Origin of the sequence: Amycolatopsis sp. cg13, from assembly GCF_041346965.1 — a bacterium.
Taxonomy (GTDB): Bacteria; Actinomycetota; Actinomycetes; order Mycobacteriales; family Pseudonocardiaceae; genus Amycolatopsis.
Genome location: NZ_CP166848.1, coordinates 5,472,223 through 5,484,104, shown reverse-complemented (window position 1 = coordinate 5,484,104; position 11,882 = coordinate 5,472,223). Strand labels below are relative to the sequence as shown.

Annotated in this window: 14 protein-coding genes and 1 tRNA gene; 10 read left to right on the top strand and 5 right to left on the bottom strand. The window is 66.7% G+C overall.

Annotated features, from left to right (window positions below; translation table 11 throughout):
* The first annotated feature begins 196 nt into the window (after positions 1–196).
* The 3 genes from AB5I40_RS25410 (at position 197) to AB5I40_RS25400 (ending at position 1,158) form a co-directional block, all read left to right on the top strand.
* Complete coding sequence (locus AB5I40_RS25410; protein ID WP_370932543.1) at positions 197–688, top strand: MarR family winged helix-turn-helix transcriptional regulator; 492 nt, start codon at positions 197–199, stop codon at positions 686–688.
* Positions 689–690: 2 nt separating this feature from the next.
* Positions 691–775, top strand: a tRNA-Ser gene (locus tag AB5I40_RS25405).
* Positions 776–945: 170 nt separating this feature from the next.
* Entirely contained in the window at positions 946–1,158 is a 213-nt protein-coding gene (locus tag AB5I40_RS25400; RefSeq protein ID WP_370932542.1) for a KTSC domain-containing protein, read from the top strand.
* Positions 1,159–1,166: 8 nt separating this feature from the next.
* On the opposite strand, the gene AB5I40_RS25395 is transcribed toward AB5I40_RS25400, so the two are convergent.
* Positions 1,167–1,448 (bottom strand): DUF2277 domain-containing protein, encoded by a 282-nt coding sequence (locus AB5I40_RS25395; protein ID WP_116200703.1) that lies wholly within the window; start codon positions 1,446–1,448, stop codon positions 1,167–1,169.
* Between the two features lie 92 nt (positions 1,449–1,540).
* On the opposite strand from AB5I40_RS25395, the gene AB5I40_RS25390 reads away from it, so the two are divergent.
* A complete protein-coding gene (locus AB5I40_RS25390; RefSeq protein ID WP_370932541.1) occupies positions 1,541–2,482 on the top strand; it encodes an Ldh family oxidoreductase in 942 nt (313 codons plus the stop codon).
* Between the two features lie 578 nt (positions 2,483–3,060).
* On the opposite strand, the gene AB5I40_RS25385 is transcribed toward AB5I40_RS25390, so the two are convergent.
* Together AB5I40_RS25385 and AB5I40_RS25380 are read right to left on the bottom strand one after the other, a co-directional pair.
* Positions 3,061–3,282: an RNA-binding S4 domain-containing protein gene (locus AB5I40_RS25385; protein WP_370932540.1), complete on the bottom strand. Its 222-nt coding sequence runs from the start codon at positions 3,280–3,282 to the stop codon at positions 3,061–3,063.
* Positions 3,283–3,295: 13 nt separating this feature from the next.
* A complete protein-coding gene (locus AB5I40_RS25380; protein WP_370932539.1) occupies positions 3,296–4,048 on the bottom strand; it encodes a serine protease in 753 nt (250 codons plus the stop codon).
* Between the two features lie 66 nt (positions 4,049–4,114).
* Here AB5I40_RS25380 and AB5I40_RS25375 point away from each other — a divergent pair, with 66 nt between their 5' ends.
* On the top strand, positions 4,115–4,951 hold the full coding sequence (locus AB5I40_RS25375; protein WP_370932538.1) for an SDR family NAD(P)-dependent oxidoreductase: 837 nt from the start codon (positions 4,115–4,117) through the stop codon (positions 4,949–4,951).
* A 121-nt stretch (positions 4,952–5,072) separates the two neighbouring features.
* Positions 5,073–5,729: a hypothetical protein gene (locus tag AB5I40_RS25370; RefSeq protein ID WP_370932537.1), complete on the top strand. Its 657-nt coding sequence runs from the start codon at positions 5,073–5,075 to the stop codon at positions 5,727–5,729.
* A 55-nt stretch (positions 5,730–5,784) separates the two neighbouring features.
* On the opposite strand, the gene AB5I40_RS25365 is transcribed toward AB5I40_RS25370, so the two are convergent.
* Both AB5I40_RS25365 and AB5I40_RS25360 read right to left on the bottom strand, forming a co-directional pair.
* Positions 5,785–6,441: a response regulator gene (locus AB5I40_RS25365; protein ID WP_344287659.1), complete on the bottom strand. Its 657-nt coding sequence runs from the start codon at positions 6,439–6,441 to the stop codon at positions 5,785–5,787.
* The gene (locus AB5I40_RS25360) at positions 6,438–8,027 is read right to left on the bottom strand and encodes an ATP-binding protein (RefSeq protein WP_370940604.1); all 1,590 of its coding nucleotides are present in this window, start codon (positions 8,025–8,027) and stop codon (positions 6,438–6,440) included. Before AB5I40_RS25360 ends, AB5I40_RS25365 begins: the two co-directional genes overlap by 4 nt.
* Before the next feature lie 184 nt (positions 8,028–8,211).
* Between AB5I40_RS25360 and AB5I40_RS25355 the strand changes: the two genes are divergently transcribed.
* From AB5I40_RS25355 to AB5I40_RS25340, 4 genes are all read left to right on the top strand, one after another.
* On the top strand, positions 8,212–9,015 hold the full coding sequence (locus AB5I40_RS25355; RefSeq protein WP_370932536.1) for an ABC transporter ATP-binding protein: 804 nt from the start codon (positions 8,212–8,214) through the stop codon (positions 9,013–9,015).
* Positions 9,005–9,883: an ABC transporter permease gene (locus AB5I40_RS25350; RefSeq protein WP_354750878.1), complete on the top strand. Its 879-nt coding sequence runs from the start codon at positions 9,005–9,007 to the stop codon at positions 9,881–9,883. Before AB5I40_RS25355 ends, AB5I40_RS25350 begins: the two co-directional genes overlap by 11 nt.
* Entirely contained in the window at positions 9,883–10,938 is a 1,056-nt protein-coding gene (locus AB5I40_RS25345) for an ABC transporter substrate-binding protein (protein WP_370932535.1), read from the top strand. Before AB5I40_RS25350 ends, AB5I40_RS25345 begins: the two co-directional genes overlap by 1 nt.
* Before the next feature lie 199 nt (positions 10,939–11,137).
* The gene (locus AB5I40_RS25340) at positions 11,138–11,851 is read left to right on the top strand and encodes a G1 family glutamic endopeptidase (protein WP_370932534.1); all 714 of its coding nucleotides are present in this window, start codon (positions 11,138–11,140) and stop codon (positions 11,849–11,851) included.
* The last annotated feature ends 31 nt before the right edge of the window (positions 11,852–11,882 follow it).

The following is an 11,882-nucleotide window of genomic DNA, read 5'->3' as shown; positions in this document are numbered from 1 at the left end:
CCGGTGGGAAACGGGGCCCGGCGTGCCCTTCGGCGCGCTCCGCGGATCCTCGTCGTCCCTCCGCTGTCTCCCGAGGATGCGCTTCTTCGCGCCGAGTCTCAACCTTTTCGTAACCCTCCATTGGGGGAAGTTCGCCCGGAAATTTCACGCCGGGCCGAAACGGACGGGCGAAACCGGGCCTTCTACGCTTCCGGACATGAGCGATGACCAGGACGTGCGCTGGCTCGACCCGGCCGAACAGCACGCCTGGCGGGCCTACATCGTCGCGTCGCTGCGGCTGCGCCAGCGGCTGCACCGCGAACTGACCGAAAGCCACGGCATCTCGCTCGCCGACTACGAGGTACTGGTGTGCCTCAACCTGGCCCCGGACCGGTGCACGCGGATGACGGAACTGGCCGCGCTGCTCGGCTCGACGAAGAGCAGGCTGTCGCACCAGATCGGCAAACTGGAGGCGGCCGGGCTGGTCGCGCGCCGCCCGGACCCGGAAGACAAACGAGGCGTGCTGACCCAGCTGACCGACGCCGGCCAGCGCGTACTGGACAACGCCGCGCCGACGCACGTGCGCGGCGCCCGTGAGCACCTGATCGACCTGCTGACGCCGGACGAGCAGACCGCGGTGGCCACGGCGTTCACCCGGGTCCTCGAACACCTGGACGACGTCGAAGGACGGCGCGATACCCTGACCTAGAAGGAAGCGTGGCAGAGCGGCCGAATGCAGACGCCTTGAAAGCGTCCGTAGGGAAACCTACCGGGGGTTCAAATCCCTCCGCTTCCGCTTGACGCCTCGAGTGTCCGGCCCCGGATTCCGCGCATCCCGCGGGAGACCGGGGCTGTTTCTTCGGTGGGTCTCGGCTGCCGAAGGTCGGCCGGGCCTGATGCCGGATCTCTGCCCGCCGTGATTCGGCTGCGGGTATCCGGCGGTCGCGCGGGTACCCTGGCCGTGCTGTGCGCCGGGTTCCCGTGGAGTCTTCTGTCATTCGCGACGTCGGCTACGACGCCGCGAAGTCGGTGCTGGAAATCGGGTTCCGCAACGGCAGCGTCTACCGCTACCACCTCGTGCCCGCGCGGGTGCATCGCGCGCTGATGGCCGCCGACAGCCCGGGGCGCTACCTCAACCGGGAGATCAAGCCGAGGTTTCCTGGGCAAGCCGTGGAGTGATTGCGGCGTCAGGCTTTCTTGGCCTCGCGCAGGGCGATCCTCGCCTGGACCTCCGGACGGCGCAGCGGCGGCACGGTCGCCGGCGGCTGGCGGCGCTGCGGGAGTTCTTCCAGCAGCCGCGCGGTGATTTCGGCGATTTCGGCGACCGCCGCTTCGAACGGTTCGCGCGTCGCGTCCGAAAGGGACTGCACCCCGGTCACTTTGCGCACGTACTGGCGTGCCGCGGCTTCGATCTCGTCCGTGGTGGCGGCGGGCTGCAGGCCGCGGAGCGTCGTGATGTTTCGGCACATGTGCTTCAGGGTACGTCTCTGCGGCTGACCGCATCACACTCTAGGGCCAACCTCGTTGACGGGGTCCGAGATCGCCCGGCAACCTTGATGAAGTGCCCCTCAGACCGCGTGCCCCCCGGCTCAGCCGCCCCGTCCCGGAAGTTCCCGCCGACACCCCGATTCCCGAGCAGGCCTGGCAGCGCGTCCCCGCCGACGAACTGGTCACGCTCGTTTCCGTTGTCCTGATGGCACAAGGCTTTCCCGAGGATCGTGCGCGTCCTGCCGCGGAGGCGTTGTGCCACGGTGATCTCACTGGCGCGCCGGAGACTGGCGTCGGGGAGTTGACCCGGGTGCATCTGCCTGCGATCGAGAGCGGATTCGTCAGTCCTGGTGCTCAGCCGTTGCTGATCGCGGATCGCGGGGCTGCGGCGCTTGTCGACTATCGGCGTGCGTCGGGGCTTTGGGCGGTTGGTGATGCGATGGATCGGGCCGTGCAGCGGGCTGGGCGGTTTGGGGTCGGGCTGCTGTCGTTGCGTGGCGTTGGGCCGTTTGGGCGGGTTGGGCATCATGCGGCGCGGGCTTTGCCGCACGGGATGATCGGGATTGTCATGGCTGCCGGGGGGTATGCCGATCAACCCGTGCATCCGTTGGGGATGGCTGCTCCGGCTGGGGCTTATCCGGAGTTCGTTTTTGACGTTGACCTTGCTGATGCTGCTCGTGATCCGCGGTTTGCCGGGTTTGCGTTGATGGTTGATGTGCTGGCCGGGGTGTTGTCCGGGGTTGCTGATCATGAGCATGACACTGGGTTGTTGGTGCTTGCTATTGCGCCTACTACGTTGCGTAGTGCTGATGGGTTTTATCGGGCTGCCAGTGCGGTGTTTGGGAGCATGCTCGGGTGGGAGGGTGGAGCGCCGGTTCGGTATCCCGGGTGGCGGGAGGCTCAGTATTTGGAGCAGTGCCGGGCGTTGGGGGTGCCGTTGGCTGGGGCGGTGCGGAGGCAGTTGGATTCGTTGGCGTTGAAGGTTGGGTTGCCGCCGTTGACTACTGTCGGGTGAGCTGCTCGTCGCCTGGCGGCGACGTTGCAGGCGTTGGTTGCGTGGGGCACCCCGAAGCTTGAGTGTGCTGACGGTCTGGGGGTGCTTGTCAAGGCGGGAAAGATGCCTTGACAAGCACCCCCAGACCGCAGGGACGCTTCATATCGGGGTGCGGGGGAGGGGCTGGGTGCCTCGAACCTTGGGTGCACCGGTGCGGTTTCGCGGTGGCTGGGGCTAGCGCCCCAATGCCACATTGGGTGCATCTGATGCACCGAACGCCGCATTGGGTGCGTGGGATGCACCGAACGCCGCATTGGGTGCGTGGGATGCACCGAACGCCGCATTGGGTGCGTGGGATGCACCGAACGCCGCATTGGGTGCGTGGGATGCACCGAACGCCGCATTGGGTGCATGTGACGCGCCCAATGCCGCATTGGGGCGCATCGCGGCGAGCGGGCGAGCGAGTGGGTGGGCTGTGAAGGGCTCATTGAGGAATCTGATTCCGTGAAGGAGCCCCTCACGGACCGGCGATGGTCGTGAGGGGAACCCTGAGGGAATCTGTGTACGTGAGGGTTCCCCTCACGTACCTCGGACCGGAGTCAGTGCTCCAGGGAGACGCGGGCGTTCTCGTTGCCGACGCTGATCACATCGCCGTCCGCCAGTTGGCGGCCTCGGCGGGTTTCTACCTCGCCGTTCACCGTGACTTCTTCTGCGTCGATCAGGTCTTTCGCGTGCGAGCCGTTGTCCGCGAGGTCGGCCAGTTTCAGGAATTGGCCCAGCCGGATCGGTTCTCCGGTGATCGGGACGTCGCGCGTGCTCATGGGCGCAATCATGTCACGGCATGGTGGTCGCCCGGTTGTAGAGATCGGTGATCTGGTCGTCGAAATAGCTCGAGTACGACACGTCGTCCGTGTACCCGCCTGCTTCGTAGCCGCCGATCACGCCTACTACGGTGCCCGTTTTCGTCTCGGGGGACGGGTCCGCTACCAGTGGGCTGCCGCTGGTGCCGGTTGCGAAGCCGGGGCAGTCGACGCGGATCTGGTGTTCGTCTTGCTGCTGCGTGTGGGTTTCGCAGGTCGCGACCTCGTCGACGCCGTCGGGGTAGCCGGCCACGGTCACTGGGCGCGCGAAGGGGCCGTTCGTGCCTAGTTGGTTGGCTCCGGTTACCGCTTCGAGGGGTTCGGGGGAGCCTTCTTGGCGGGCGGTCGCGAAGCCGACATCCAGGTTTGGATCAGACGAATCGATCCATCCCTGAGCGACGAGTTCGCCGCCGACTTGCCAATACCCGTAAGGCGCGACGCCGTCGTGGAAGCCGGGGGCGAAGGTGACGTTGGCCAGGTAGCCGCCGCCTTCGCCGTCGTGGATGCAGTGTGCTGCGGTGAGCAGTTCGTCTCCGCGCGGGCTGTGCACGACGCTCGCGGTGCAGTAATGCGAGCCGTCGACGAACAACGCGCCGATCGACGCGTGGATCGGCTTCGCCGGGGTCGGCGAGGCGACCGTCGGTTCGTCTGCCGCGCGCTCAGCGCATGCCACGATGGTCCCGCTCGCACTCAATAGTGCGAACAGCCCGATCACCGTGCGCCGCATGCCACCTCCTGTACTGGTCCTCGTCACTAGTATCAGAGAAAGCGGTGAGACCAGGGTGGGGAGACTATGAAGGACTTCTCGAACAAAGTCGCAGTGATCACCGGGGCGGGCTCGGGCATCGGCCGGGCGCTCGCGCTTGAACTCGCGTTGCACGGCGCGCTCCTCGAACTGTCCGATGTTGACGCCGAGGGGCTCGACGGCACTGTGCGCGAAGTCCGCGAACGCGGCGCCGAGGTGCGGGGCCATTCGCTTGACGTCGCCGACCGGGCGGCGGTGCTCGCGCACGCCGAGGACGTAAAGCAGGAGCACGGGCGGGTCAACCTCGTCGTCAACAACGCGGGAGTGGCGCTAGGGGCGACCGTCGAGGACATGACGTTCGAGGATTTCGACTGGCTGCTCGGCGTCAACCTGGGCGGCGTCGTGAACGGGACGAAGGCATTCCTGCCGCACCTCATCGACTCCGGCGACGGCTACGTCGTCAATATCTCCAGCGTGTTCGGATTCGTCGGAGTGCCTACGCAGAGTGCATACAACGCGGCGAAGTTCGCCGTTCGTGGATTCACCGAGTCGCTGCGCGAAGAAATGCTCGCGGCGCGGCATCCGGTCGGCGTCAGCTGCGTGCACCCGGGCGGGATCAAGACCAACATCGCCCGCAACGCCCGCGGCGGAACCGGCGGCGATCAGGCCAAGGCGGCGGCCGGATTCGACAAAATCGCCCTCACCACACCGAAGAAAGCGGCCGAGACGATCCTGCGCGGCGTGCGCAGGCGGTCCGCGCGGATCCTCATTGGACCGGACGCGTACGTGATCGACGCCATCCCGCGCGTGCTCGGTTCGGCATACCAGCGTCCGCTCGCGGTTTTGGCACGCCAAGGGCTCAAACGCGTCGACCGGAACGGATAACGCGCCGCGACTGTCCGCATTCTTGATCACTCGATGGAGTTGCATTTTCGCCGAACCTGACGAAAATGCCGCAGAATGCTGCCAGTCCACTCGTGTGTCCGCACCCCGGAGGTAGCCCTCGATGCTGCGCCTTGCCGAGCGCCGGTTGGCCGCGCCCGCTGACCGCGCCTCCGGGGAACTGGTCGATCGCACCGGAATCATCGCCGCGAGCACGCCGCGCGGGCCGCGAATGCCGGAAGAAGCGGCGCCGGAGACCAGCTGCGAATCGACCCAGCAGATCCCGGTGATCGCCGGCTGCGCGCCCGCCGAGGAACGTCCGCGCGCGGTGGCGTCGCGGCGGCGGGCCCGGGTGTGGGTCGGCACCGGGCTGGCGGTGGTCCTGGTCGGACTCGGCTGGCTCGCTGGCGGGTTCTTCACCGGCGCGCTTCCCGGGCAGTCCTCGGACGACGCCGTCGTGCAGGCAGAGCAGCGGGTGCCGATCGCGGAGCAGCAGATCCCGGTCCCGCAGACGATCACGCCGCCGGTGACGCAAACCGCGCCGCCGGTCACGGTGTACGTCCCGGTGCCCTCGCGCCAAGCCCCGGTGCGGCGGCACAACCCGATCCGCCCGACGACGCCGCGCGAGACGGCGGCTCCGGCGGCTCCGGAGCAGGCCGATCCGCGCTCGGACCTCGAGACCTCCACTCCGAGCAAGACCCCGCCGCGGCTGGGGATCGACCAGTTCCTCGACTGGAAGCCGTGGTTCGACGCGGCTCAGCGGATGTCCGGCGGGCACTGAGCGGGCCTCGTGAGCGTCTATCCCGGTTCTAACCGGGATAAACACTCACGACGGGTCAGCCGATCCAGCCGTATTCGTGTTCCGGCCGCCCGGTCGCGCCGTAGCGAAGCCGCATTTCCACTGCTCCGGACTCCGCCAGCGCGGTGAGGTAGCGCTGCGCGGTGGCGCGGGCCATGCCCAGTTCGCGGGCCACTTCGGCAGCCGACAGTGGCGTCGGCGAACCGCGCAGCCGCTCCGACACCAGGCGTGCCGTCGCGCTTGACTGACCCTTCGGCGTCGCCGCGCGGTCCTGGTCGTGCAGAGCGCGGAATGCCCGGTCTACGTCGTCTTGGGACAGCGGGCGTTCGGTCGCGACCAGGCTGCGATAGCGGGCGTACGAGGTGAGCCGTTCCGACAATTGCCGCGTCGTGAACGGCTTGATCAGGTAGTTCAGCGCGCCCGCGCGGATCGCGGCGGCGATGGACGCGGCGTCGGTGGCGGCGGACAGCACGATGGTGTCCGTTTTCAGGTCGGGCAGGACGGAAAGGCCGGGCTCGTCCGGCAGATAAACGTCCAGCAGCACCAGGTCCGGGGCCAGTTCCCGGACGCGGGCGCGGGCCTCGGCGGCGGTGTGCGCGACCCCGGCGACGGTGAATCCCGGTACCTCCGACACGAATCCCGCGTGCACGCCGGCGACGCGGAAATCGTCGTCCACGATCAGGGTGCGGATCATGCGTCGGGCTCCTCGGGTCGGTCCAGCAGGCCGGGAAGTTTGGCGACGAACAACGCGCCGGTCGTCGCGCCGCCGGGGTCGGCGAGCCACACGTCACCGTCGCGGGCCCGCGCGGCTTGGCGTGCCAAGGCCAGTCCGAGGCCGTGACCCGGACTGAGCTTTGTGGACACTCCTTCGTCGAAAAGCTTGTCCCTCAAGGTTTCGTCAATTCCTGGTCCGCTGTCTACAACGGACACGTGCAGAGTGGCACCATCGGCCAGCAGGCCGACTTCGACCCACGCTGGACGACGCGGGCCCATCCGTGCGGCGTGCAGGGCGTTGTCGACGAGGTTGCCGATGACGGTGCCCGCGGCGATCGGGTCGGTCACCGAGGCGGGGACCCAGGCGTCGTCGGCCAGCCGCAGCTCCATGCCTTTTTCTTGCGCCTGCTCGGTTTTCGCGACCAGCAAGGCTTGCAGGTACGGATCGGCGACCCGGTCGTCGAGCGGTTCCGCGCGCGAGGCGGTGGATTCGGTGAGGGTTTGCAGGTATTCCTCGGCTTCGGTGTGGTGGCCCAATTGCAGCAGGCCGGACAGCGTGTGCAGGCGGTTCGCGAACTCGTGCCGTTGCGCGCGCAGGCCGTCGGACAGCGAGCGGATGCCGTCGAGTTCGCGGGTGAGAGTGTCGAGGTCGGTGCGGTCGCGGAAGGTCAGCACGGTGCCGAGCGAACGTTCATCCCGTTGTACGGCCCGGGAATTGATCACCAGGACTCGGTTTCCAGCTACGGCCAGGAGGTTGTCCACTGGGCGTCCTTCCGCGACGGCTTTGTGGACTCGCGGGGACAGGTCCAGGTCTTCGAGCGGGGTGCCGACCGGGAGCGGGGTGTCGAGGAGGCGTTCGGCTTCGTCGTTGCGGACGGTCACCCGGTGTTCCGCGTCGACGGCCAGGACGCCTTCGCCGATGCCGTGCAGGACGGCTTCGTGTTCGTACAGCAGTTCGGTCAGTTCGTGGGGTTCGAGGCCGTGGGTTACGCGGCGCAGGCGGCGGTTGAGCAGGGCGGACGCACCCGCGCCGAGAAGCAGTGCCCCGCCGCCGAAGACCAGGGTCAAGGACAGAAGGTCGTAAAAGTCGCCAGTCAATTCGGTGATGTCGAAGCCGACGCTCACTTCGCCGACGACGCGCGAGCCTTGCCAGATCGGGGCCTTGCTGCGCACTGACACCCCCAGTGTGCCCAGCTGAACGGCGCTAACGACGTCCTTGCCCGCGAGCGCTTCCTCCGCGGATGTGCTGACTCGCTGGCCGATCTCGCGCGGGGTCGGGTGGGCGAGCCGGATCGCGTGGTCGTCGGTGATGACCACGAACAACACGTCGGTTGCCTTGGTGACCGCTTGCACGCGTTCCTCGAGCGGGCCGCCCCGCTGCCGGGCCGCCGCACCCGCGACCACCACCGGGTCGGCGGCGACTGACTTCGCGATCGCCAGCGCGCGTTCGCCGTACTGGTTCGACAGCGTCGTGCGCAGGAGCGAACTGACCAGCGCGACGCCGAGGCCCACGACGAGGACCACCACGCCGATCTGCAACAGCAGCACCTGACGGGTGAACCGCATCCGCGGAAAGAGCGCCCACTTCGGCATGCCAGGGAACATACCCCCAGCTCAGCGCTGTGCGCTAAACGAGCAAAACGTGGAGAACGCGCAGAGCGCACGCAGAACGTCGACAAGCTTCTCCGCCGCGAAACGCGCTCTTAACCTGCCTCGAGCGAGTCCCCACCGTGACGAAGGAGTCACCTCGATGGCCCCACTCATCGAACTGATCGGCGCCACCAAAAGGTTCCCGAGCGGATCAGGTTCTGTCCACACCGCTGTCCGCGAGCTGACCATGACCGTCGAACCAGGGGAGTTCGTCGCCGTGGTCGGGCCGACCGGGTGCGGCAAATCCACCACGTTGTCCCTGGTCTCCGGGTTGCAGCCGCCGTCGGCGGGCCGGGTCGTCGTGCACGGCTCCGACGTGAAGTCCATTCCGGACGGCGTCGGCTACATGTTCCAGACCGACGCGGTGATGCCGTGGCGTTCGGTGCTGGACAACGTCGCTTCCGGACCGCGCTTTCGCGGCGTGTCCAAAGAGGACGCACGGAAGAAGGCCGCCGACTGGATCGCCCGCGTCGGACTGGCCGGGTTCGAGAAGTACTACCCGCACCAGCTTTCCGGCGGTATGCGCAAGCGCGTCGCATTGGCGCAGACGCTGGTCACCGAGCCCAAAATCCTGCTGATGGACGAGCCGTTCTCCGCGCTCGACGTCCAGACGCGCGCGCTGATGCAGGACGAACTGCTGCGGCTGTGGTCTGGCACTGGTGCCGCGGTGATTTTCGTGACGCACGACCTCGACGAGGCGATCGCGTTGGCGGACAAGGTGGTCGTGCTGACCACGAGCCCGGCGACGGTCAAGGACGTCTTCGAGATCCCGCTGGAGCGTCCGCGCAAGGTGGAGGAACTCCGGCTGACCGAGGAATTCCGCAAGATCTACTCCGACATCTGGGAATCGCTGCGCGGCGAGGTCGACAAGGCTCGCCAGAAGGGAGCGACCGGTGTCGCTTGAGACTCAGACCGCGCCGACGCCGGTCTTCGAAACCGAACAAGACATTCTCTCCCGCGCGAAGCGCTCCGCCGGACGGCACAAGCGCAACGTCTGGCTGCTGCGGCTGGCGATTCTCGTTGCCTGGCTTGGGTTGTGGGAGGTGGCGGGCCGGTTCTGGATCGACCCGTTCTTCTACTCGATGCCCTCGAAGATCTGGGAACGGCTCACCGAATGGTTCACGACCGGGACTGACTTCGGGACCATTTGGTACCAGATCCTGGTGACCGTCGAAGAAGCCGTGATCGGTTTCGTGCTCGGTGCGGTCGCTGGCGTGATTTGCGGTGTCATTCTTGGTCGCAGTGCGTATCTCGCTGAGGTGCTGGCGCCGTTTATCAAGGCTGCCAACGCGATGCCGCGGATCGTGCTCGCCGCGTTGTTCGTGATTTGGTTCGGCCTCGGGCTGTCCTCGAAGGTCGCGACGGTGTTCGTGCTCGTGTTCTTCGCGGTGTTCTTCAACGCGTTCACTGGTGCCCGGGAAGTGGATCGCAATCTGATCGACAACGCCCGCATTCTCGGCGCGACGCGGTGGCAGGTGCTGCAGTCGATCGTGCTGCCCAGTGCGACGTCGTGGATTCTTTCGTCGCTGCACGTCGCGTTCGGTTTCGCGCTGATCGGTGCGGTTGTCGGTGAGTACACCGGTGCCAAGGCAGGCATGGGCTTCCTGATCGCCAACGCGCAGGGCACGTTCGACACCGCCGGGGTTTACGCCGGGATGCTCGTGATCATGGTCGTCGCGTTGTTCGCGGAATGGCTGATCGGTTCGGCGGAGCGCAAGCTGCTGCGCTGGCGTCCGCAGATGTCGGCCGACGACGGACGGCGGGACATCTAATGCGGCTAAAAAGGACACTCGCGGTCGCGGCGGCCGCGCTGGTGACCGTGGCCGGGGTGAGCGCCTGCCGGGATTCGCGGGAGATCGACCTCGGCAACGGCGGGCGGCCGCACATCAAGATCATGGTCGGCGGACTGTCCAAAGTGATCTATCTGCCGGGGCAGCTCGCGAAGCAGCTGGGCGAGTACCAGAAGCAGGGACTGGACGTCGAACTGTTCGACCAGCCGTCCGGGGCCAACGCGGAAACCTCGTTGCTGGCCGGTGAGGTGCAGGGCGTGGTCGGGTTCTACGACCACACGATCGACCTGCAGGCCAAGGACCAATGCATTACCAGTGTGGTGCAGTTCGCGAATGTGCCTGGCGAAGCGGAAATGGTCGCCACGCCGAAGGCCGGGCACATCAAATCCGGCGCGGATTTCCGCGGCAAGAACCTCGGCGTCACGTCGCTGGGGTCGTCGACGGATTTCCTCACCAAGGCGCTCGCCAGCCGCGGCGGGGTCGGCAGCAAGGATTACACGCCGGTGAAGGTCGGGGCCGGGCAGACGTTTATCTCTGCCATGCAACAAGGTTCGATCGACGCGGGCATGACGACCGACCCGACGATCGCGCAGCTGACCAACACCGGACAGGCCAAGGTGCTCTACGACATGCGTACGCCGGAAGGCACGCGTGCGGCGCTCGGCGGACTGTATCCGGCGAGTTCGCTGTACATGAGCTGCGAAATCGTGAAGCGCTATCCGGACGTCGTGCAGAAACTCGCCAACGCGTATGTGAATTCGCTGAAGTGGCTTTCCACGCACACGGCGGAACAGGTGGCCGATCTGATGCCGCCGTCGTTCTCGGGCGGGGACAAGGCGTTGTACGTCAAGTCGCTCAAGGACAGTCTGCCGATGTTCACCAAGGACGGCCGGATGGACCCGTCCGGCGCGCAGAATGTGCTGAAGGTGCTCGGCGCTTCGTCCAGCAACGTCAAGCCCAGAAAGGACAAGATCGATTTGTCCAAGACGTACACCACCCAGTTCGTGGACGCCGCGCACGCCCGTACGGCGCGGTAGTCCACTTCGGAAGGAGTCCGTGCCGGCCCGCCGCCTCCCCTGGCGGGCCGGCACGGACTTCCGTGTACACAAAGGAGAATCGGGACATTTGGTGAAGTTTTCCCGAGATGTGAATACCCTTCGAAAGTAGCTACCAACTCGGGCGAGCGAAATTCAACACTGGTACGCGCAGGCACTCCCGTGACCAGATTGGATGCCCATGAGTTCTCGATCTTACCGTCGTCCCCTCGGTGTGCTGGCGGTCGGCGCGTTCGCGGCCGCGACCCTCGTCGCCGGCGCGGGAGCCGGGCCCGTCACCTTCGGCAAGCACTTCCACGGGAACCACTACTCCGGCGGAAACTGGGGCGGCTACGTCAGTTTCGGCAGTTTCACCACCGCGACCGCGGGCTGGACCGAACCGGCGGCGACCTGCAAATCCAGCAACGACCTCTTCGCGCCGTGGGTGGGCATCGACGGCGACGGATCGTCCTCTGTGGAGCAAACCGGCGTCGCGACCGATTGCTCCAGCGGCAGCCCGCAATACCAGGCGTGGTACGAAATGTACCCGGCCGCGCCGGTGTATTACTCGGCGAGCGAGGCTCCGGTCAAGGCGGGCGACCACATCACCGCGACTGTCACGCGCAGCAACAACAGCTACAAACTCGACCTGAAGAACGACACGCAGGGCTGGACGAAGACGACCACGCAGTCGCTGGCCGCGAAGCACTCGTCGGCGGAGGCGATCATCGAATCGCCGACCGATTCGTACCCTTCGATCAGCGGCGGCGTGAAGTTCGACGGGGTCAAGTTCGACGGCAAGAACCTCGCCGACACGAGCCCGCAGGGGCTTAACGCGGACGACGGCGGCAGCGCCACCTGGGTTCCCGGCGCGATCGGCTCGGACGGTCAGAGTTTCTCGATGAACCGGCAGTAAGGCTTGGCCGTGAAGGGAACCCTGGGAATTC

Bases quoted from the DNA above. Each gene is read 5' to 3' on its own strand.
- AB5I40_RS25345 (WP_370932535.1), top strand. From the start codon at position 9,883: ATGCGGCTAAAAAGGACACTCGCGGTCGCGGCGGCCGCGCTGGTGACC.
- AB5I40_RS25410 (WP_370932543.1), top strand. From the start codon at position 197: ATGAGCGATGACCAGGACGTGCGCTGGCTCGACCCGGCCGAACAGCAC.
- AB5I40_RS25380 (WP_370932539.1), bottom strand. From the start codon at position 4,048: ATGCGGCGCACGGTGATCGGGCTGTTCGCACTATTGAGTGCGAGCGGG.
- AB5I40_RS25365 (WP_344287659.1), bottom strand. From the start codon at position 6,441: ATGATCCGCACCCTGATCGTGGACGACGATTTCCGCGTCGCCGGCGTG.
- AB5I40_RS25395 (WP_116200703.1), bottom strand. From the start codon at position 1,448: ATGTGCCGAAACATCACGACGCTCCGCGGCCTGCAGCCCGCCGCCACC.
- AB5I40_RS25355 (WP_370932536.1), top strand. From the start codon at position 8,212: ATGGCCCCACTCATCGAACTGATCGGCGCCACCAAAAGGTTCCCGAGC.
- AB5I40_RS25385 (WP_370932540.1), bottom strand. From the start codon at position 3,282: ATGAGCACGCGCGACGTCCCGATCACCGGAGAACCGATCCGGCTGGGC.
- AB5I40_RS25370 (WP_370932537.1), top strand. From the start codon at position 5,073: ATGCTGCGCCTTGCCGAGCGCCGGTTGGCCGCGCCCGCTGACCGCGCC.
- AB5I40_RS25375 (WP_370932538.1), top strand. From the start codon at position 4,115: ATGAAGGACTTCTCGAACAAAGTCGCAGTGATCACCGGGGCGGGCTCG.
- AB5I40_RS25340 (WP_370932534.1), top strand. From the start codon at position 11,138: ATGAGTTCTCGATCTTACCGTCGTCCCCTCGGTGTGCTGGCGGTCGGC.
- AB5I40_RS25360 (WP_370940604.1), bottom strand. From the start codon at position 8,027: ATGCGGTTCACCCGTCAGGTGCTGCTGTTGCAGATCGGCGTGGTGGTC.